The organism is Bradyrhizobium sp. Arg237L, from assembly GCF_029990105.1.
Lineage (GTDB): Bacteria > Pseudomonadota > Alphaproteobacteria > Rhizobiales > Xanthobacteraceae > Bradyrhizobium.
The window spans coordinates 20,719-40,815 of sequence record NZ_JAQMIL010000022.1; the positions used below are offsets into that span (position 1 = coordinate 20,719).

The 20,097-nt window shown below is 64.1% G+C and carries 18 protein-coding genes; 12 read left to right on the plus strand and 6 right to left on the minus strand.

Annotated elements, in window-relative coordinates; genetic code table 11:
- Window positions 1-8 precede the first annotated feature (8 nt).
- The 8 genes from OZ411_RS15590 (at window position 9) to OZ411_RS15625 (ending at window position 9,764) form a co-directional block, all read left to right on the plus strand.
- Entirely contained in the window at window positions 9-695 is a 687-nt protein-coding gene (locus OZ411_RS15590; RefSeq protein WP_282528695.1) for an RNA-binding protein, read from the plus strand.
- 161 nt (window positions 696-856) lie between these two features.
- Window positions 857-3,580, plus strand: a complete 2,724-nt coding sequence (gene infB, locus OZ411_RS15595) for a translation initiation factor IF-2 (RefSeq protein ID WP_282528696.1) — start codon at window positions 857-859, stop codon at window positions 3,578-3,580.
- Between the two features lie 146 nt (window positions 3,581-3,726).
- Entirely contained in the window at window positions 3,727-4,140 is a 414-nt protein-coding gene (gene rbfA, locus OZ411_RS15600; protein ID WP_027580954.1) for a 30S ribosome-binding factor RbfA, read from the plus strand.
- A gap of 1 nt (window position 4,141) precedes the next feature.
- Complete coding sequence (truB, locus tag OZ411_RS15605; protein ID WP_282528697.1) at window positions 4,142-5,251, plus strand: tRNA pseudouridine(55) synthase TruB; 1,110 nt, start codon at window positions 4,142-4,144, stop codon at window positions 5,249-5,251.
- A 2-nt stretch (window positions 5,252-5,253) separates the two neighbouring features.
- Entirely contained in the window at window positions 5,254-5,523 is a 270-nt protein-coding gene (rpsO, locus tag OZ411_RS15610) for a 30S ribosomal protein S15 (RefSeq protein WP_028168438.1), read from the plus strand.
- Window positions 5,524-5,903: 380 nt separating this feature from the next.
- Entirely contained in the window at window positions 5,904-8,060 is a 2,157-nt protein-coding gene (gene pnp / locus OZ411_RS15615) for a polyribonucleotide nucleotidyltransferase (protein ID WP_282528698.1), read from the plus strand.
- A gap of 198 nt (window positions 8,061-8,258) precedes the next feature.
- Window positions 8,259-8,993: a superoxide dismutase gene (locus OZ411_RS15620; protein WP_282528699.1), complete on the plus strand. Its 735-nt coding sequence runs from the start codon at window positions 8,259-8,261 to the stop codon at window positions 8,991-8,993.
- A 174-nt stretch (window positions 8,994-9,167) separates the two neighbouring features.
- Entirely contained in the window at window positions 9,168-9,764 is a 597-nt protein-coding gene (locus OZ411_RS15625) for a glutathione S-transferase family protein (RefSeq protein ID WP_282528700.1), read from the plus strand.
- A 94-nt stretch (window positions 9,765-9,858) separates the two neighbouring features.
- Here OZ411_RS15625 and fabI read toward each other — a convergent pair whose 3' ends face one another.
- The 3 genes from fabI to fabA form a co-directional block, all read right to left on the minus strand.
- A complete protein-coding gene (fabI, locus tag OZ411_RS15630) occupies window positions 9,859-10,659 on the minus strand; it encodes an enoyl-ACP reductase FabI (RefSeq protein WP_282528701.1) in 801 nt (266 codons plus the stop codon).
- Window positions 10,660-10,798: 139 nt separating this feature from the next.
- Window positions 10,799-12,022 (minus strand): beta-ketoacyl-ACP synthase I, encoded by a 1,224-nt coding sequence (gene fabB, locus OZ411_RS15635; protein ID WP_282528702.1) that lies wholly within the window; start codon window positions 12,020-12,022, stop codon window positions 10,799-10,801.
- Between the two features lie 43 nt (window positions 12,023-12,065).
- Window positions 12,066-12,587 carry a 3-hydroxyacyl-[acyl-carrier-protein] dehydratase FabA gene (fabA, locus tag OZ411_RS15640; protein WP_130582131.1) on the minus strand — a complete coding sequence of 174 codons (522 nt, stop codon included), beginning with the start codon at window positions 12,585-12,587 and terminating at the stop codon, window positions 12,066-12,068.
- 320 nt (window positions 12,588-12,907) lie between these two features.
- Here fabA and irrA point away from each other — a divergent pair, with 320 nt between their 5' ends.
- The gene (gene irrA / locus OZ411_RS15645; RefSeq protein WP_130582132.1) at window positions 12,908-13,396 is read left to right on the plus strand and encodes an iron response transcriptional regulator IrrA; all 489 of its coding nucleotides are present in this window, start codon (window positions 12,908-12,910) and stop codon (window positions 13,394-13,396) included.
- A gap of 140 nt (window positions 13,397-13,536) precedes the next feature.
- Here the strand turns inward: irrA and OZ411_RS15650 are convergent, their stop codons facing one another.
- Complete coding sequence (locus OZ411_RS15650) at window positions 13,537-14,064, minus strand: SH3 domain-containing protein (protein ID WP_028167279.1); 528 nt, start codon at window positions 14,062-14,064, stop codon at window positions 13,537-13,539.
- A 329-nt stretch (window positions 14,065-14,393) separates the two neighbouring features.
- Here OZ411_RS15650 and OZ411_RS15655 point away from each other — a divergent pair, with 329 nt between their 5' ends.
- A complete protein-coding gene (locus OZ411_RS15655; protein WP_282528703.1) occupies window positions 14,394-15,395 on the plus strand; it encodes a D-glycerate dehydrogenase in 1,002 nt (333 codons plus the stop codon).
- Window positions 15,396-15,501: 106 nt separating this feature from the next.
- Here OZ411_RS15655 and OZ411_RS15660 read toward each other — a convergent pair whose 3' ends face one another.
- Window positions 15,502-16,419, minus strand: a complete 918-nt coding sequence (locus OZ411_RS15660; protein WP_282528704.1) for a LysR family transcriptional regulator — start codon at window positions 16,417-16,419, stop codon at window positions 15,502-15,504.
- 115 nt (window positions 16,420-16,534) lie between these two features.
- On the opposite strand from OZ411_RS15660, the gene OZ411_RS15665 reads away from it, so the two are divergent.
- Window positions 16,535-17,542, plus strand: coding sequence for an aldo/keto reductase (locus tag OZ411_RS15665; protein WP_130582847.1), 1,008 nt, complete (start codon window positions 16,535-16,537; stop codon window positions 17,540-17,542).
- 9 nt (window positions 17,543-17,551) lie between these two features.
- Here OZ411_RS15665 and moeB read toward each other — a convergent pair whose 3' ends face one another.
- A complete protein-coding gene (moeB, locus tag OZ411_RS15670; RefSeq protein WP_282528705.1) occupies window positions 17,552-18,355 on the minus strand; it encodes a molybdopterin-synthase adenylyltransferase MoeB in 804 nt (267 codons plus the stop codon).
- Window positions 18,356-18,603: 248 nt separating this feature from the next.
- On the opposite strand from moeB, the gene OZ411_RS15675 reads away from it, so the two are divergent.
- A complete protein-coding gene (locus OZ411_RS15675) occupies window positions 18,604-19,959 on the plus strand; it encodes a serine protease (RefSeq protein WP_282528706.1) in 1,356 nt (451 codons plus the stop codon).
- Window positions 19,960-20,097 lie beyond the last annotated feature (138 nt).

A 20,097-nucleotide genomic window follows, 5' to 3' on the forward strand; every position in this document is an offset into this window, starting at 1 on the left:
GCCCGCGCATGCTCGCAATGGCTGACCCCGATCTGGATCATGGGCCGCGGACCGAAAAGTCCGCGACCATGCGGATGTGCGCGGTCAGCCGCGAGGTGCGCCCGATCGACCAGCTGATCCGCTTCGTCGTCGCCCCCACCGGCGAGGTGATCGCCGATGTGAAACGCAAGCTGCCGGGGCGCGGCCTCTGGCTTTCAGCCTCGCGCCGCACGGTTGCGGAAGCGGTCCGGCGTCACCAGTTTAGCCGGGGATTCAAGCGCGACGTCCGCGTCGCGGCAACTCTGCCCGATGATACCGAAGTGCTGCTGGTTCGCAGTAGCCTCGAGGCGCTGGCCATGGCCGCCAAGGCCGGCCGGGTCGTTTCCGGCTTCGGCAAGGTCGAGGACGCGTTGTCGCAGCGGGAAAGACCCCTAAGCCTGATCCATGCTTCCGATGCGGCCCCCGACGGAGTCCGCAAATTGGACGCGATCCTGCGGCAAAGGGGCGGAAAAGACGAAGATTCGTTGAAAATATCTGTCGTCACCGCGCTGACATCGGCAGAATTGGATTTGGCACTGGGCCGGTCAAATGTGATACATGCTGCCCTGCTCGCGGGCCCGGCGAGCAAGACGTTCCTGTCGCGCTGCCAGCTTCTGGTCCGATACCGGATGGCCGACGACGACAAGACCGCCGATGCGGCCAGAAATTCTAGCTAGAGCATGATCGGGAAGAGGGGAAACCGGCTTTCCGAAAAGATCATGTTCAAACAACGAGATGGAGCGGGATGACGGGTCCGAGGACAGTCATTTCGGTCTTTTGGAACTGCGACGACGACGCGTGCGAAAAGGCACAACGCTAACGAGATTAGGACTGCTGAATGGTTGATACCAAAACCCCTGGCGACAAGACTTTGAGTGTCCCGAGCAAGACCTTGACGCTGAAGCCACGCGTCGAGACGGGCACCGTGCGCCAGAGCTTCAGCCATGGCCGCAGCAAGCAGGTTGTGGTCGAAAAGCGCGGCAAGCGCCGCGTCGGTGGTGACGGCCCCGGAACCGAGCCGCACGCGCCCGAACCGGTGGCGGCCAAGCCCGCGCCGGCGCCCGCCAGGCCGCTCGGTCGTCCCGGCGGGTCTTCCCCATCGCAGCGCAACGCCGGCGGATCGGGCGTGGTCCTACGCTCCCTGACCGAGGACGAGCGCTCGGCCCGCGCCAGCGCACTCGCCGACGCCCGGCAGCGTGAGGTCGAAGAGCGCCGGCAGGCCGAAGAGGAAGCCAAGCGCCGCGCCAGCCGCGAAATCGCCGAGCGCGCCGAGCGTGAAGCCGCCGAAGCCCGTCGGCTGGCCGAAGAGGAACGTCATCGCCAGGAAGAGGAAGCCAAGCGCAAGGCCGAGATCGAGGCCAAGCGGCGCTTTGGCGAGGGCGAAGCGAAGCCAGCCGCAGCAGCCAAGCCAGCGGCCGCAGCAGCCCCTGCACCGGCGCCGGCGGCTCCAGCCCGTACCCCATCGACCCCGGGACGCCCATCTGCGACCCCGGGACGCACGTCGGCGACCCCGGCACGCACACCAGCATCGGCTCCAGCGGCGAAGGCGCCGGGCGTCGCCGCAGAGCCCGATGAAGACGAGGGTCCGCGCCAGGTCCGCCGTGGTCCCGGCGGCGCCATGCGCCCCGTAGCCGCCCCGAAGACCACCCACAAGCCGGGTCCGCAGAAGGAGCGTGGCCGCCTGACGGTTGTCACCGCGCTCAACGCCGACGACGTGCGCGAACGCTCGATCGCGTCCTTCCGCCGCCGCACCCAGCGCCTCAAGGGCCATGCGTCAAATGAACCGAAGGAAAAGCTGATCCGCGAAGTCACGATCCCGGAAGCCATCACCATCCAGGAGCTCGCCAACCGCATGTCCGAGCGCGCGGTTGACGTCATCCGGTTGTTGATGAAGCAGGGCTCGATGTACAAGATCACCGACGTGATCGATGCCGACACCGCGCAACTGATCGCCGAGGAACTAGGGCACACGGTGAAGCGCGTGGCCGCCTCCGACGTCGAGGAAGGCCTGTTCGACGTCGTCGACGACTCCACCGATACCGAGCCGCGTTCGCCCGTCGTCACGGTCATGGGCCATGTCGACCACGGCAAGACTTCGCTGCTCGACGCACTTCGTCATGCCAACGTGGTCTCCGGCGAAGCCGGCGGCATCACGCAGCATATCGGCGCCTACCAGGTGTTGTCGCCGGAAAGCGGCACGAAGATCACCTTCATCGACACGCCCGGTCACGCCGCGTTCACCGCGATGCGCGCGCGCGGCGCCAAGGTCACCGACATCGTGGTACTGGTGGTCGCGGCCGATGACGGCGTGATGCCGCAGACGGTCGAAGCGATCAATCACGCCAAGGCCGCCAGGGTTCCGATCATCGTCGCGATCAACAAGATCGACAAGCCGGATGCGCGGCCCGAGCGCGTGCGCACGGAACTGCTGCAGCACGAGGTGCAGGTCGAATCGCTCGGCGGCGAAGTCGTCGATGTCGAAGTCTCGGCCAAGAACAAGACCAATCTCGACCGGCTGCTCGAGATGATCGCATTGCAGGCCGAACTTCTCGACCTCAAGACCAACTCGCAGCGTCCGGCCGAAGGCACCGTGATCGAGGCCAAGCTCGACCGCGGCCGTGGTCCGGTCGCAACCGTGCTGGTGCAGCGCGGCACGCTCAGGGTCGGCGACATCATCGTCGCCGGCGCCGAGATGGGCCGCGTCCGCGCGCTGATCTCGGACCAGGGCGAGAATCTCGACGAGGCCGGTCCGTCCGTGCCGGTCGAAGTGCTCGGTTTCAACGGTCCGCCGGAAGCCGGCGATCGGCTTGCGGTGGTGGAGAACGAAGCTCGCGCCCGCCAGGTCACGAGCTATCGCGCGCACCAGAAGCGCGAGAACGCCGCCGCATCGATCTCGGGCATGCGCGGCTCGCTCGAGCAGATGATGTCGCAGCTCAAGACCGCGGGCCGCAAGGAATTCCCGCTGATCGTGAAGGCCGACGTGCAGGGCTCGCTCGAAGCGATCCTGGGCTCGCTGGAAAAGCTCGGCACCGAGGAAGTCGCCGCCCGCATCCTGCATGCCGGCGTCGGCGGCATCTCGGAATCCGACGTCACGCTGGCGGAAGGCTTCAACGCCGCGATCATCGGCTTCTCGGTGCGCGCCAACAAGGAGGCGGCCGCCGCCGCCAAGCGCAACGGCATCGAGATCCGCTACTACAACATCATCTACGATCTCGTGGATGACATCAAAAAGGCGATGTCCGGCCTGCTCGCGCCGACCCTGCGCGAGACCATGCTCGGCAACGCCCAGATCCTGGAGGTGTTCAACATCTCCAAGGTCGGCAAGGTCGCCGGTTGCCGCGTCACCGATGGTACGGTCGAACGCGGTGCCAATGTCCGCCTGATCCGCGACAACGTCGTCGTGCATGAAGGCAAGCTGTCGACGCTGAAGCGCTTCAAGGACGAAGTGAAGGAAGTCGTCGCCGGCCAGGAATGCGGCATGGCGTTCGAGAACTACGGCGACATGCGTGTCGGCGACGTGATCGAATGCTACCGTGTCGAAACGATCCAGCGCTCTCTGTAAGTCCAAGTCTTACGAAGCGCGGGAATTTCGAGCTGAACCGTCGTGCCCCGCGAAGGCGGGGCATCCAGTATCGCAATTGATTCTAGGCACAAAATACTGGATCACCCGCTTTTGCGGGTGATGGCGATAATTTGGGATTTTAGATAATGCCCCGTCATCAGAAGAAGAGTTCCGCCGCTGGCGGCTCGCAACGTCAGTTGCGCGTCGGCGAGACGGTACGCCATGCGGTTGCCGAGATTCTCTCGCATGGTGACGTCCACGATCCGGATCTTCAAGGCCACATCATCACCGTTCCCGAGGTGCGAATGTCGCCGGACCTGAAGCTCGCGACCATCTACGTGATGCCGCTCGGCGGACGCGACACCGAGACCGTGATTGCTGCGCTCGACCGCAACAAGAAATTTCTCCGCGGCGAGATCGCGCACCGCGTTAACCTGAAATTTGCACCTGACATCCGCTTCCGCGTCGACGACCGATTCGACGAAGCGGAACGTATCGAGAAATTACTGAGAACACCTGCGGTGCAACGTGATCTTGCACCCGATTCGGACGACGAGTGAGATGACCGTGACGACCGCAAACCCCGTGATCGAATCGCAGGACGTCGATTCGCATGCGGATGAAGAAAAAATTTCGGCGCCCGCGCGCGGCAACGAGACGCGTCGCGTCAACAACGATCCGCGCCAGAAACAGAAGCAGCAGGGTAACCAGCCGCGGCGCGACAAGCGCGACGTCCATGGCTGGGTCGTGCTCGACAAGCCGATCGGCATGACGTCGACGCATGCCGTCGCGGTGCTGAAGCGCCTGTTCCAGGCCAAGCGCGCCGGACACGCCGGCACGCTCGACCCGCTCGCCTCGGGCGGGCTGCCGATTGCGCTCGGCGAAGCCACCAAGACGGTTCCGTTCGTCATGGAAGGCCGCAAGCGCTACCGCTTCACGGTGGCCTGGGGCGAGGAACGCGACACCGACGACATCGAGGGCCGCGTGGTCAGGACCAGCGAACTCCGCCCCTCGGCCCAATCGATCCAGGAATTGCTGCCGCGCTTCACTGGCGTGATCGAGCAGATTCCCCCGCAATATTCCGCGATCAAGGTCCAGGGCGAGCGGGCCTATGACCTGGCGCGGGACGGCGAAACGGTCGAATTGCAGCCCCGGCCGGTCGAGATTCACGAATTAACCCTGGTGGAACATGGGGATGGGGGCCAGTCCGTGTTCGAGGCCGAGTGCGGCAAGGGAACCTATGTCCGCGCTTTGGCCCGGGATATGGGGCGGATTCTCGGCTGTTTCGGCCATATCTGCGCGCTCAGGCGGACCGTTGTCGGTCCGTTTACCGAACGGGACATGATTCCGCTGGAAGAATTGGAGGCTTTGTGTAATAGAGCCGCGTCTGGCGAGGGCAGCCTCGCCGACGCGCTTTTGCCCGTTGAGACCGCGCTGGACGACATCCCGGCACTGGCCGTCACACGGGCGGATGCGGCAAGGCTCCATCGGGGCCAAGCCGTTTTGTTGCGCGGACGGGATGCGCCCAATAGTAGCGGCACAGTCTATGTCACGGTGGCAGGCCGGCTTCTCGCGCTTGCCGAGATTGGCAATGGCGAAATCATCCCCAAGCGCGTGTTCAACCTGACCGGACTGACTGCCAGTTCGGCTCGCAACCATGGAAGTATTTGACGATGTCGATTACCGCCGAACGCAAAGCGGAAGTCATCAAGACGAATGCCCTCAAAGCCGGCGACACCGGCTCGCCCGAGGTTCAGGTCGCGATCCTGTCGGAACGCATCAGCAACCTCACCGAGCACTTCAAGACCCACGGCAAGGACAACCATTCACGCCGCGGCCTGTTGAAGCTCGTGTCGACGCGACGCTCGCTCCTCGACTACATCAAGAAAAAGGACGAGGCGCGTTACAAGGCATTGCTGGAAAAGCATAACATTCGTCGTTGATTTCAAGACTGCGCGCGCAACGTTAGCGCGCGTTTTCGCATGATCTTCCGAGAGACCGGAGTTTCAACCGTTCGGAGACGATCGTGCGCAAGAGCATGAACGTGACGACCGCATGTCGCACGCACTCATGTTCAAGCCTGGAGCATGACCCGGTTTTCCGGAAAGACCATGCTCAAACCTAAAGTGCCTAGCAGCAATCCGGCCGCTGGGCGGGGCAAGATGCCCATATGAACGAAAGGATGGACGCCATCCGGAACTTGAGAACCATGGCAGGATCGCCGGATACTGATCACGGCTTGCGATCAGTGTCCTGCCATCTTGCGCATGGTTTTTGCGTTTTGGAGGCCCGCTCTTTCGTGAAACCATGAAAGAAGACCAAAATGTTTACGACCCATTCCGTGGAGATTGATTGGGGCGGACGCCCCCTCAAGCTTGAGACCGGAAAGATCGCCCGACAGGCCGACGGCGCCGTGGTGGCGACCTATGGCGAGACCGTGGTGCTTGCCACCGTCGTCGCCGCCAAGACGCCCCGCGAAGGCGTCGACTTCCTGCCGCTGACGGTCGACTACCAGGAGAAGGCCTATGCCGCGGGCCGCATCCCCGGCGGCTACTTCAAACGCGAGGGCCGGCCGACCGAAAAGGAGACGCTGGTCTCCCGCCTGATCGACCGCCCGATCCGCCCGCTGTTCGTCGACGGCTGGCGCAACGAAACGCAAGTGATCATCACCACCCTGTCGCATGACATGGAGAACGATCCGGACATTCTGGCGATGGTTGCCGCTTCCGCGGCGCTGACGCTGTCCGGCGTGCCGTTCAAGGGCCCGATTGGAGCGGCCCGCGTCGGCTTCGCCAACGACGAATATGTGCTGAACCCGACGCTGGACGAGATGAACGAGACCCAGCTCGACCTCGTCGTCGCCGGCACCGCCGATGCCGTGCTGATGGTGGAATCGGAAGCCAAGGAGCTGAACGAAGACGTCATGCTCGGCGCCGTGATGTTCGGCCACCGGCACTTCCAGCCCGTCATCAACGCGATCATCGAGCTCGCCGAGAAGGCCGCGAAGGAGCCGCGCGAGATCACCGCGATCGACAACTCGGCGATCGAGAAGGACATGCTCGGCCTGATCGAGCAGGAACTCCGCACCGCCTATGCGATCCCGATCAAGCAGGAGCGCTATGCCGCAGTCGGCGCCGCCAAGGAAAAGGTGATAGCGCACTTCTTCCCGGAAGGGCAGGAGCCAAAATATGACAAGCTGCGCGTCGCCGACGTGTTCAAGGAGCTGGAAGCGAAGATCGTCCGCTGGAACATCCTCGACACCGGCAAGCGCATCGACGGCCGCGACGTCAAGACGGTGCGCAACATCGTCGCCGAAGTCGGCGTGCTGCCGCGCGCCCACGGCTCGGCGCTGTTCACCCGCGGCGAGACCCAGGCGATGGTCGTGACCACGCTCGGCACCGGCGAGGATGAGCAGTACATCGACGCGCTGTCCGGAACGTACAAGGAGACGTTCCTGCTGCACTACAACTTCCCGCCCTACTCGGTCGGCGAGACCGGCCGCCTGGGCGGCACCAAGCGTCGCGAGATCGGCCACGGCAAGCTCGCCTGGCGCGCGATCCATCCCGTGCTGCCGCCGCACCACGAATTCCCCTACACGGTGCGCGTGGTGTCTGAAATCACAGAGTCCAACGGCTCGTCGTCGATGGCCTCGGTCTGCGGCGCCTCGCTGGCGCTGATGGATGCCGGCGTGCCTCTGAAGCGGCCGACCGCCGGTATCGCGATGGGCTTGATCCTCGAAGATCAGCGCTTCGCGGTGCTCTCGGACATCCTCGGCGACGAGGACCATCTCGGCGACATGGATTTCAAGGTCGCCGGCACCGACCAGGGCATCACCTCGCTGCAGATGGATATCAAGATCGAGGGCATCACCGAGGAGATCATGCGCGTCGCGCTTGGCCAGGCCAAGGAAGGGCGCATCCACATCCTCGGCGAAATGGCGAAGGCCCTGACGGCGGCGCGCGCCGAGCTCGGCGAATACGCGCCGCGCATCGAGACCTTCAAGATCCCGACCGACAAGATCCGCGAAGTGATCGGTACCGGCGGCAAGGTGATCCGCGAGATCGTCGAGAAGACCGGCGCCAAGATCAACATCGAGGACGACGGCACCGTGAAGGTCGCCTCCAACGACGGCGAGGCGATGAAGGCTGCGATCAAGTGGATCAAGTCGATCACCTCCGAGCCGGAGATCGGCCAGATCTACGAGGGCACCGTGGTCAAGGTGATGGAGTTCGGCGCCTTCGTGAACTTCTTCGGCGCCAAGGACGGCCTCGTCCACATCAGCCAGCTCGCATCCAACCGCGTGCAGAAGACCTCCGACGTCGTCAAGGAAGGCGACAAGGTCAAGGTCAAGCTGCTCGGCTTCGACGACCGCGGCAAGACGCGGCTGTCGATGAAGGCGGTCGACCAGGAGACCGGCGAGGATCTGGAGGCCAAGCAGAAGCCCGACGCGTCGGCGCCGCGCGAGGCCGCCGGCGAGTGAGCGCCCGGACGACAATAGAATAACTAAAAATGGGCGGCCTCGATGGCCGCCCTAAGTTTATGTGGGGCTTTGCAAATCAACCGTGGCTGATGGCCATGTGCGGTTTGGCCGCGATATCGTGATCGTACTTTGTCGGAACCGCTTCACGTCTTGCGCCTACAATAAGACAGCATGCTTTCCTTAAGCCCGGAGGTCACGATGTCATTCCTGTCCCGCCGCCGCCTGATGATGGCCGCAACCGGTCTCGTCGCCGCAGCCACTTCGCCGCGAATGGCGTTCGCGCAAGGCTCGGCCCAGCCGCCTGCCGGTCCGTTCAAGGTGGATCCGCTGCCATATCCCGCCAATGCGCTGGAGCCGCATATCGATGCGCTGACGATGCAGATCCATCATGACAAGCATCACCAGGCCTATGTGAACAACGTCAACGCGATCGCCAAAGATCATCCGCAGATCGCCGAAAAGCCGGTCGCGGATGTGCTCGCCAATCTGAACAACGTGCCGGAAGCCGTCCGCACCGGCGTCCGCAACAATCTCGGCGGCCACGCCAACCACACCATGTTCTGGCAGATCATGGGACCGAATGGCGGCCAGCCGGAGGGCGAGGTGCTCGCCGCGATCGACCGCGACCTCGGCGGAATGGAGAAACTGCGGACCGACTTCAACGCAGCCGGTGGACGCGTATTCGGTTCGGGCTGGGTGTTCGTCACGGTGACCAAGGACGGCAAGCTCGCGCTCGAGACCCGCCCGAACCAGGACAGCCCGCTGATGGACGGCAAACGCACGCTGTTCGGCAACGACGTCTGGGAGCACGCCTATTATCTGCATTACCAGAATCGCCGCCCTGACTATCTGCAGGCCTGGTGGAACACGGTGAACTGGAAGGCGGTCGGCGACCGCTACGCGGCCGCAAAGGCAGGCACGCTCGGCGTGTAGTCCACACGCGACAGCCGTACCACACGGCCGGGGGCGCGATATCGTCTCCGGCCGCTTCGCTGCACCGCCGAACTTCATGAGCAATCTTCCCTTCAGGGCGCCCCAGAATTGGCCGTTGCCAATGCAAGCGTTCGGAGCGATGAACGCGTCTTCGCCCGTGAAAGGTTCAGCATCATGATCCAGCTCTATTGGTCGCCTCGTTCGCGCTCGTTCACCTGCCTGTGGCTGATGGAAGAAACCGGACTGCCGTATGAGCGCGTGCTGACCGACATTTCGACCGGCGCACAGAAGGCGCCGGAGTTCCTGAAGATCAATCCGATGGGCAAGGTGCCGGCCTTGAAGGACGGCGATGTTGCGCTCGGCGAAGCCGCCGCGATCTGCGCCTATATTGCGGATCGCTATCCGGAAACGAAGTTGGCACCGGCGGTCACTGATCCGAGGCGGGCAAGGTTTCTGCAGTGGCTGTTCTTCGCGCCGAGCTGCATCGAGCCGGCGCTGATCCAGATCTTCACCAAGCTCGAGGTGCCCACCAGCACCGCCGCATGGGGCAGCGCGACACAGGTGTTCGACGTGCTCGACACCGAACTGCAGAAGGGACCGTGGATCCTCGGCGAGGATTTTTCCGCCGCCGACATCGTGGTCGGCTCGGGCCTGAATTATGCGGTGCGGCTGTTCAAGATGGTGCCGTCACGGCCGTCCTTCGAGGACTATATCGCGCGCTGCGCCGCGCGCCCGGCGTTCCAGCGCGCGGAGAAGATTGCCGCAGGTTAGCGCTTGTAGGGTGGCCAAAGCGCAGCGTGCCCACCATCCGCATTCCGCTCGTGACGGTGGGCACGCTGCGCTTTGCCCACCCTACGATTTCGAGCTACTCCGCCTTCAGGTCTTCCGGGCGCGGCATCGAGATCACGTTGTAGCCGGAATCGACGTAGTGGACTTCACCGGTGACGCCACCGGAGAGATCGGACAGCAGATAGAGTGCGGACCCGCCGAGCTCATCGAGCGTCACGCCGCGGCCGAGCGGTGAATGCTTCTGCTGAAACGCGAACATCGCGCGTGCATCGCCGATGCCCGAACCGGCAAGCGTGCGCACCGGACCCGCTGAAATCGCGTTGATGCGGATGGCGCGCGGGCCGAAATCGGCGGCGAGATAGCGCACGGAGGCTTCCAGCGCCGCCTTCGCAACCCCCATCACGTTGTAATTGGGCATCACGCGCATCGATCCGCCGAACGTCAGCGTGATCATGGCGCCGCCGGTTTCCGGCATCAGCTCGGCTGCGCGCTTGGCGAGCTCGGTGAAGGAGAAGCAGGAGATCAGCATGGTGCGCGAGAAATTCTCGCGCGTGGTGTCCGCATAGCGGCCCTTCAGCTCGTTCTTGTCGGAGAAGGCGACAGCATGGACGAGAAAATCGAGCTGACCCCATTTCTCGCGCAAGGCTGCGAACACCGCATCGACGCTGGCGAGATCCTCGACATCGCAGGGCAGCACGGTGTCGACGCCGAGCGACTGCGCCAGCGGCTTGACGCGCTTGCCGAGCGCCTCGCCCTGATAGGTGAAGGCGAACTCGGCGCCCTGCGCATGGAGCGTCCTGGCGATGCCCCATGCGATCGAGTGATCATTGGCAACGCCCATGATCAGTCCGCGCTTGCCTTTCATCAGGTCCTGCATTGCCCGTCCGCTCCATTTATTCGCGATGTCATCACCCGCGAAAGCGGGTGATCCAGTATTCCAGAGGCGCTAGCAATCAGTCTGAAAGGCCGCGGCATACTGGATGCCCCGCCTTCGCGGGGCATGACGGATAAATAGATTACGCATCCAGCCGCTTGAACACCAGCGTCGCGTTGGTGCCGCCGAAGCCGAAGGAATTCGACAACACGGTGCCGAGCTTCGCATGATCGATGCGCTTGCGCACGATCGGTATGTCGGCGAAGACGGGATCGAGCTCGGTGATATGCGCGCTCTCGCAGATGAAGCCGTTGTTCATCATCAAGAGCGAATAGATCGCCTCCTGCACGCCGGTGGCGCCAAGCGAGTGGCCGGTCAGCGCCTTGGTCGCCGAGATCGGCGGACATTTCTCTCCGGTGCCGAACACTTTGCGGATCGCCTCGATCTCCGGCGGATCGCCGGCCGGCGTCGAGGTCGCGTGCGGATTGATGTAGTCGATCGGCGTCGTCACCGTCGACAGCGCCATGCGCATGCAGCGCTCGGCGCCTTCGCCCGAGGGCGCCACCATGTCGTAGCCGTCGGAGGTCGCGCCGTAGCCGACGATCTCGGCATAGATGCGTGCGCCGCGCGCCTTGGCATGTTCAAGCTCTTCCAGCACCACGACGCCGGCGCCGCCGGCAATGACGAAACCATCGCGGTTGATGTCGTAGGGGCGCGAGGCGGTGGCCGGCGTGTCGTTATATTTCGACGACATCGCGCCCATGGCGTCGAACAGCACCGACAGCGTCCAGTCGAGTTCCTCGCAGCCACCGGCGAAGATCACGTCCTGCTTGCCCATCTGGATGATCTCGGAGGCATTGCCGATGCAATGGTTCGACGTCGCGCAGGCCGAGGAGATCGAATAGTTCACGCCCTTGATCTTGAACCAGGTCGCAAGCGTCGCGGAAGCGGTCGACGACATGCCCTTGGGAACGGCGAACGGACCGACCCGCTTCGGGCCCTTGGTGCGCGCGATGTCGGCGGCCTCCACCAGCGTGCGCGTCGACGGCCCGCCCGAACCCATGATGATTCCGGTGCGCTCGTTGGAGACTTCGTCCGCCTCGAGCCCGGCATCGCGGATCGCCTGCTCCATCGCCACGTGATTCCATGCCGCACCATCGGCCAGAAACCGCATCGCGCGGCGATCGATCACCTCGGCCGGCTTGAGCGTCGGCGCGCCTTGCACCTGCGAACGGAAGCCGAGCTCGGCATATTTCTCCGCGCGGGTAATCCCGGACTTCGCCTCGTGAAGGCTCGCAAGCACTTCCTGGGTGTTGTTTCCGATGGACGAGACAATGCCCATCCCGGTGATGACAACCCGCCTCATGATCGCCTCGCCCTGCCGTTAGTTTTCTGTGCGATGGTTTCGGTCACGCCGGGGCCGTGCCCTGCTTGAACAGCCCAACCTTCAAATCCTTCGCGCGATAAATAATCTCGCCGTCCATGGAAAGCCAGCCATCGGCAATGCCGAGCACCAGCTTCGAGCGCATCACGCGCTTAATATCTACGTTGTACACAACCTTGCGCACATTCGGCAGAACCTGACCGGCGAGCTTCAGCTCGCCAAGCCCGAGCGCCCGCCCGCGTCCCTCGCCGCCGATCCAGCCGAGGTAAAAGCCAACCATCTGCCACATCGCATCCAGGCCGAGGCAGCCGGGCATGACGGGATCGTTCTTGAAGTGGCAGCCGAAGAACCAGAGATCCGGCTTCACATCGAGCTCGGCGCGCACCAATCCCTTGCCGAACTCGCCACCGGTCTCGGAGATATCGCTGATGCGGTCGAACATCAGCATCGGCGGCAACGGCAACTGGGCATTACCGGGACCGAACATCTCGCCCCTGCCGCACGCCAGCAAATCCTCGTACTCGTAACCGCTGCGCCGCTCCAGCATCCTCTTTCCACTCTCCTCAATGTCCCGGTGAAGCGCTCTCGAACGAACCGGACCGTTTCCCCGGCGGGACAAGATTTCCCGCAACGCGGCGCTACCTTGGGCGCGAACGGCGTCTCTACCGAATTCGCATATGTGGTCCGCGCGCTCTGTAACATAGGCATGAAGGTGCGGCAAAGTGCCGGAATGGGTTAAATTGCTGCATCCCCAGAGGGTTCCGGTCGGGCCGCCTGCGTCGGCCCTAGTTGCGAGGAACTTGCATCTGAAGGATTTCCTTCTTATAGTGTTTGGAATATTGCCCGAGTTAGGTGTCTAGAGTGCATATGAGCGACGAAGTTCCGCATGTGAGCGATGACGCTGGTCAGATCGCCCGCAGCCCCGGTCATCAGCCGGCGCTGACCGGTTGTCCATGGCATGACGTCAATGAAATGCTGCAGGCGGCAGGCCTTCGGCCGACCCGTCAGCGCATGGCGCTGGGCTGGCTCCTGTTCGGCAAGGGCGCCCGCCATCTGACCGCAGAAATGCTTTACGAGGAGGCGACGCTCGCGAAGGTTCCGGTGTCGCTGGCCACCGTCTACAACACGCTGAACCAGCTCACCGATGCCGGCCTGCTGCGTCAGGTCAGCGTCGACGGCACCAAGACCTATTTCGACACCAACGTCACCGCGCACCACCATTTCTATCTCGAGAACAACCACGAGCTGGTCGACATTCCCGACCCGCATCTGGTGCTCTCCAAGATGCCGGATATCCCGGAAGGCTACGAGATCGCGCGCATCGACATGGTGGTGCGGCTCCGCAAGAAGCGCTGAGCTTCGGTACCTCAACACAAGCGGAAATTCCGTAGGGTGGGCAAAGGCGCGTTTGCGCCGTGCCCACCGTTAACGTCTGTGCTCTCGATGGTGGGCGCGCTTCGCTTTGCCCACCCTACAGCATCATCGCCGGAATTCGGCTAATCCACCTTCTCGTCGGCGTAGACGCCCCACAGGCGCTGCTGCTCGATCCAGCCATCGAAGCCGTTGCCGGTGACGCGGCACCAGCTATTGGCGCATTTCCTCACCTGCGCGATGACGCCGGCCTGCAGCCGCGCCGCCACCGCACTCGTCGCGTCCGGGCGATCGTAGAGCGAGGCCAGATCGTCCTTGTGCTTCATCGTGACGACCGCGGTGCGGCGACCCGATAGCAGCGAATGATAGACCCAGCCTTCGGCGCCTTCGGAATCGCGCACCCGGCGCCAGTTCTCGAACTCGGCGGTGATTTCGACCGGCAGGCCGGAGCGGGTGTAGACCCAGGCGACGTCATTGTCCTTGGTCGGGCCGGCGCGGACGTTCACATGATCGGACTTGAGGCTGACGTAACGGGGTATCGGGAGGCCGCTGGTGGTTGGGCTTGCATCCTTGGCCGAATGTCCTGGGGATACCGAGGTGCCGAGCATGCACCCGACCAGCATCGCCAACCAACTCAACCGCCCCAACGCCATCAACTCGTCTCCTGCCGAGAACGCCAACTCAAATTCTGCGAGTTGAACCCGTGAACGCCCAGAACCCCAGACCCTTGCGCCGCGCGTCAATGCCCCGGCCCGTCTTGCCGAGGGGTTCTTGTGTTGGCCCGGTCTTCTGCTAGAGAGGACGGAACGTTTAGAACCAGAACGCCCGACTTTTCCTTGGAAACCCGAGGCAAGCATCGGGGAACCCAGGGAAACGTGAAGGAAACGCCGGGACCGCGCAGCAACCGCAGTTTCGAACAACCGGGTTAATGAGGCCTGAACGGCGAAGCCTTTGACGGGCCGAAGCCTCATGAGAGCAGGACATGTCGGTTAAGAAGAAGCCTCTCGTCGTCGTCACCCGCAAGCTGCCGGATTCGATCGAGACCCGGATGCGCGAATTGTTCGACGCCAGGCTCAATCTCGACGACACGCCGATGACGTCGGAGCAGCTCGCGGAAGCCGTGCGCACCGCTGACGTGCTGGTGCCGACCGTCACCGACCTGATCCGCGAGGACGTTCTCAACCAGCCCGAGTCCAAGCTCCGGCTGATCGCCAATTTCGGCAACGGCGTCGACAATATCGACGTCGCGGCGGCGCATGCGCGCGGCATCACCGTGACCAACACGCCGAAGGTGCTGACCGAAGATACCGCCGACATGACCATGGCGCTGATCCTCGCGGTGCCGCGACGGATGATCGAAGGCGCCTCGATCCTGACCGAGGGCAAGCACTGGCCGGGCTGGTCGCCGACCTGGATGCTCGGCCATCGCATCGGAGGAAAAAGGCTCGGCATCATCGGCATGGGCCGCATCGGCCAGGCGGTGGCGCGCCGTGCCCGCGCCTTCGGCCTGCAGATCCATTATCACAACCGACGCCCGGTGGCCCCGCGCATCGCCGACGAGCTTGGCGCCACCTATTGGGAAAGCCTCGACCAGATGCTGGCGCGGATGGATATCCTCTCGGTGAACTGTCCGCATACGCCTGCAACCTTCCACCTGCTTTCCGCGCGGCGGCTGAAGTTGATCCGAAAAGATGCCTATATCGTCAACACTGCGCGCGGCGAGGTGATCGACGAGGACACGCTGATCAAGCTGATCGAAGCCGGAGAGATCGGCGGCGCCGGCCTCGACGTCTATGAGCACGAACCGGCGGTCAACCCGAAGCTGGTGCGGCTCGCCAAGGCAGGCAAGGTGACGTTGCTGCCGCATATGGGCTCGGCCACCATCGAGGGCCGCGTCGAGATGGGCGAGAAGGTGATCATCAACATCCGAACCTTCCTCGACAACCACAAGCCGCCGGACCGCGTGCTGCCGAGCATGTTGTGAGCGTGGTGCACCCGTAGCACCTGTAGCCCGGATGGAGCGCAGCGCAATCCGGGATAGGTCTTTCCGGGGACAAAGTGGCCCCGGATTGCGCTTCGCTCCATCCGGGCTACGAGCTTTTTTTCCTCCGCTCCCGCTTGCGCCAGTCGGCAACGAACGCCACGAAGGCGGCGAGTGCCGGCGGCGGTTGGCGGCGGCTCGGATAATAGAGGAACGGACCCGGGAACGGCGCGCACCAATCGTCGAGCACGCTGACCAGCGCGCCGGATTTGACGCCATAGCGCACGTATCCCTCGAACGTGGCCCAATAACCGACACCGTCATGGACGGCCCGCAACGCAAGGCCGAGATAGGTTGCGATCAGCTTGGCCGGCGGCGACACCTTGACCAAGCGTCCTGCTTTTTCGAACTCCCAATCGTACATTGCGCCGCTGCCGAAGCGGGTGCGGATACAGGGATGGTCGAGCAGGTCCTTTGGCTGCGTCGGCCGGCCATGCTGCGCGACATAGTCGCGCGAGGCCACGACTGCGTAGCGTTGCGGCGGCCCAAGCGATACCGCGATCATGTCCTGCGCGAGATGCTCGCCATAGCGCACGCCGGCATCGAACCCTTCCGCGACGATGTCGACGAACGCGCTCTCGGCGATGATCTCCAGATCGACTTGCGGATATTTTGCCAGGAACGGCGCCACCATCGGCGCCAGCACCAGGTCGATGGCCGGCGGCGGCGCATTGATGCGCAGGCGACCTGACGGCACGCCGCGTAAGCCGCGCACCTGATCGAGCGCCGCGCCGACGTCGCGCATCGCAGGGCCCACGCGCGCAAGCAACAGTTCGCCAGCCTCGGTCAGCGCCACGCTGCGCGTGGTGCGGTTCATCAGGCGCACGCCGAGCCGCTCCTCCATGTCGCGCAGCCGCTGGCTGAGGCTGGAGACCGAGACGCGTTGCTCCAGCGCCGCGCGCCGAAAATTCTGCGTGCGGGCCACGGCGAGGAAGGCTTTAAGGTCGCGAAGGTCGAAATCCTGCATTGTTCGATATACTGAACAAGCTATTCGGGATTGTCCAGCTTATCAGCGTAATGGAAAGCACGCATATCCGCCCTCGTCACGCGGCGCAAACAGCCGCTTTTCGAGGAGAGCCAACATGGAACAACGCAAACTCGGTTCAACCGGCCCCACCGTTTCGGCCCTTGGTCTCGGCTGCATGGGCATGTCGGAGGTCTATGGACCGGTCGATCGCGGCGAGAGCATCGCCACGATCCATGCAGCACTCGATGCCGGAATCACGCTGCTCGACACCGGCGACTTCTACGCCATGGGCCACAATGAAATGCTGGTCCGCGAAGCGCTGAAGGATCGCCCGCGCGACAAGGCGCAGATCAGCGTGAAGTTCGGTGCGTTGCGCGGTCCCGGCGGCGAATTCGCAGGGATGGATTGCCGCCCCGCCGCGATCAAGAATTTTCTTGCCTATTCGCTGCAACGGCTCGGCACCGACTACATCGACATCTACCGACCCGCGCGTCTCGATCCCAACGTTCCCATCGAAGAGACGATCGGCGGCATCGCCGAGATGGTGAATGCCGGCTACATCAGGCATATCGGCCTGTCCGAAGTCGGCTCCGACACGATCCGACGGGCGCATGCCGTGCACCCGATCGTCGATCTCCAGATCGAATATTCGCTGATCGCACGCGGCATCGAGCGCGACATCCTCAAGACCTGCCGCGAGCTCGGCATCGGCATCACCGCCTATGGCGTGCTGTCCCGCGGCCTGATCAGCGGCCACTGGACGAAGGACAGCGGCAAGGTTGGCAAGGACTACCGGCTGATGACGCCGCGCTTCCAGGGCGCGAACCTCGACGCCAATCTCGCGCTCGTGGAGTCGTTGCGCGCGATCGCCAGCGAGATCGGCGCAACGCCGGCACAGGTCGCAATCGCCTGGGTGGCGGCGCAGGGCAAGGAGATCGTGCCGCTGGTCGGCGCCCGCACCCGCAACCGTCTCACCGAAGCACTTGGCGCGATCAAGGTCACGCTGACTCAGGCTCACCTTGCGGCGCTGGCAAAAGCCTTCCCGCCGGATGTCGCCTCGGGCACGCGCTATGCCGCCGAGCAGATGGCACATCTGGACAGCGAGAAGCCGGCCACAACGTAACGACCGCAATCAGGTGCGATGCGCGCTCAGATCGGTGATGACGGGGTTGTCACCGTTGAGCGGATTGGCCGGATCGCGCGCGTAACGCAGGGTCTCGAAGCGCATCGCGCGCGCATCCACCATCAAGAGGCGCCCGACCAGGCCCTCGCCGAAGCCGACGATTTCGCGGATCGCCTCCAGCGCCATCATCGAGCCCAGGATACCGGCGAGCGCGCCCATCACGCCGGCTTCCGCGCAGGCCGGCACCGTGCCGGGCGGCGGAGGTTCGGGAAACAGGCAGCGATAGGTCGGATTGAACTCGCCGGCAGCGTTTTTCTCATGCGCGCGGATCGTGGTCAGCGAGCCGTCGAACACGCCGAGCGCGGCCGTGATCAGCGGCTTGCCGGCGAGGAAGCAGGCATCGGAGACGAGATAGCGCGTCTCGAAATTATCGGAGCCATCGAGCACCAGATCATAGCCGCCGATCAGCGACATCACGTTATCAGCGTCGAGCCGCACCGCATGCGCCTCGAAATTGACATGCGGGTTGAGCGCATGGATCTGCTCCGCGGCGCTGTCCACCTTGCGTTTGCCGATGTCCGGCGTCGCATGGATGACCTGGCGCTGCAGATTGGAGAGCGACACGATATCGTCATCGACGACCCCGAGCGTGCCGACGCCGGCCGCCGCCAGATACATCAGCGCCGGCGCACCAAGGCCGCCGGCGCCGATCACCAGCACCGAAGCCTCCTTCAGCGCCGCCTGCCCGGGGCCGCCGACTTCGCGCAGCACGATGTGACGGGCGTAGCGTTCGAGTTCGTCAGCAGTCAGCATTGTCGCTTAGATCCTTATCGCTACAGCCAGACCCTCATGGTGAGGAGCGCGGCACGCGCATTTCCGGACGATGCTATCGCGTCGCCGGGCGAACCATGAGGCCCGCTCGCGCCCGTGGCCCATCCTTCGAGACGGCCGCTTCGCGGCCTCCTCAGGATGAGGTCGGAGTCGTGAACCCAGGTGCGGTTGTTGCCGACCAAGCAGATGTGCATAATCGGCCCACCGCGCAATAACCTCCCGGATTTGTCATGAGATCGATGCTTTCGGCAACATTGATAGTCGTGACAATGGGCACCGCGCAGGCGCAGACGACGCCGCCTGCGACCGCGGGCGCCAAGCCAAAGACGGTCGCGACCGTGCCGGTCCGCCCCGCGCTGCAGAAGCCCGAGGAGACGGCCAACGGGATGACGCAGGCCGAGCGGCTCGCGCTGCAATCCGATCTCGCCTGGGTCGGCCAGTATAATGGCGCGATCACGGGCGATGTCAGCGAGCGCATGGTCAATGCGATCAAGGAATTCCAGAAATCGCGCGGCGGCAAGCCCACCGGCGTGCTGAACCCGCAGGAGCGCGGCGTGCTGGCCGAAACCGCGCGGCGCAAGCAGGAGAGCGTCGGATGGCGGATCGTCACCGAGCCCGGCACCGGAGCGCGGCTCGGCATTCCCAGCAAACTGGTTCCGCAACTCGCAAGCGGCGTCGACGGCGCCAAATGGACCTCGCCGACGGGGACCGTCCAGGTCGTGCTGGCGCGCCGCAAAGAGGCGAACCCGACCACCGCAAAACTTGCCGAACGCGAGAAGAAGGAGCCGGGACGGACCGTCGACTACACCGTCGTCAAGCCGGACTTCTTCGTGCTCTCGGGCCTGCAGGGGCTGAAGAAATTCTACATCCGCGGCATGTTCAAGGGCGACGAAGTCCGCATCCTCACCATCCTCTACGACCAGGCGACTGAAAATACCGTCGAGCCGGTGGTGATCGCGATGTCGAGCGCCTTCAACGCGTTTCCGACCGGTCCGCAGGTTGCCGGTCCCCCGCCGCGCAAAACCGTGGAATACGGCACCGGCGTAATCGTCAGCGATGACGGCGCGATCGTCACCGACCGGCTGGTCACCGACGAATGCATCGCGATCACGATCGGCGGCCACGGCAATGCCGACCGGATCGCCGAGGACAAGGAGCACGATCTCGCGCTGCTGCACATCTATGGCGCGCGAGGATTGAAGCCGCTGAATGTCGGCGCCACTGGCGCCAAGCCGGCGCTCGACCTCACCGGCATCGCCGATCCGCAGAACCAGGGCGGCGGCAACGCCGTGAGCAGCGCCAAGGCGACAGCCACGCCTATCGGCAGCGACGTCACCCTGACACCGGCGCCCGCGATCGGCTTCTCCGGCGCCGCGGCGCTCGATGCCGACGGCAAGTTCGCCGGACTCGCGCTGCTGAAGCCGGTGGTCGTCGCCGGCCCCGCGAACGCGGCACCTGCCTCGCAGGCGATGCTGGCGCCGGCCGAGACGGTGCGCGACTTCCTGAAAGCGCATGGCGTGACTGCGAATGGCACATCGTCCGACGCAAAAGCCGCCGTGGTGCGCGTGATCTGCGTGCGGAAATAGCGCTCGCTCCCCGCCTCGCCCCGCTTGCGGGGAGAGGCCGGATTGCATCGGCAGATGCAATCCGGGTGAGGGGCTGCCTCCGCGAACTCATCTCTCACCGAATTCGCGGAGACAGCCCCTCACCCCAACCCTCTCAGG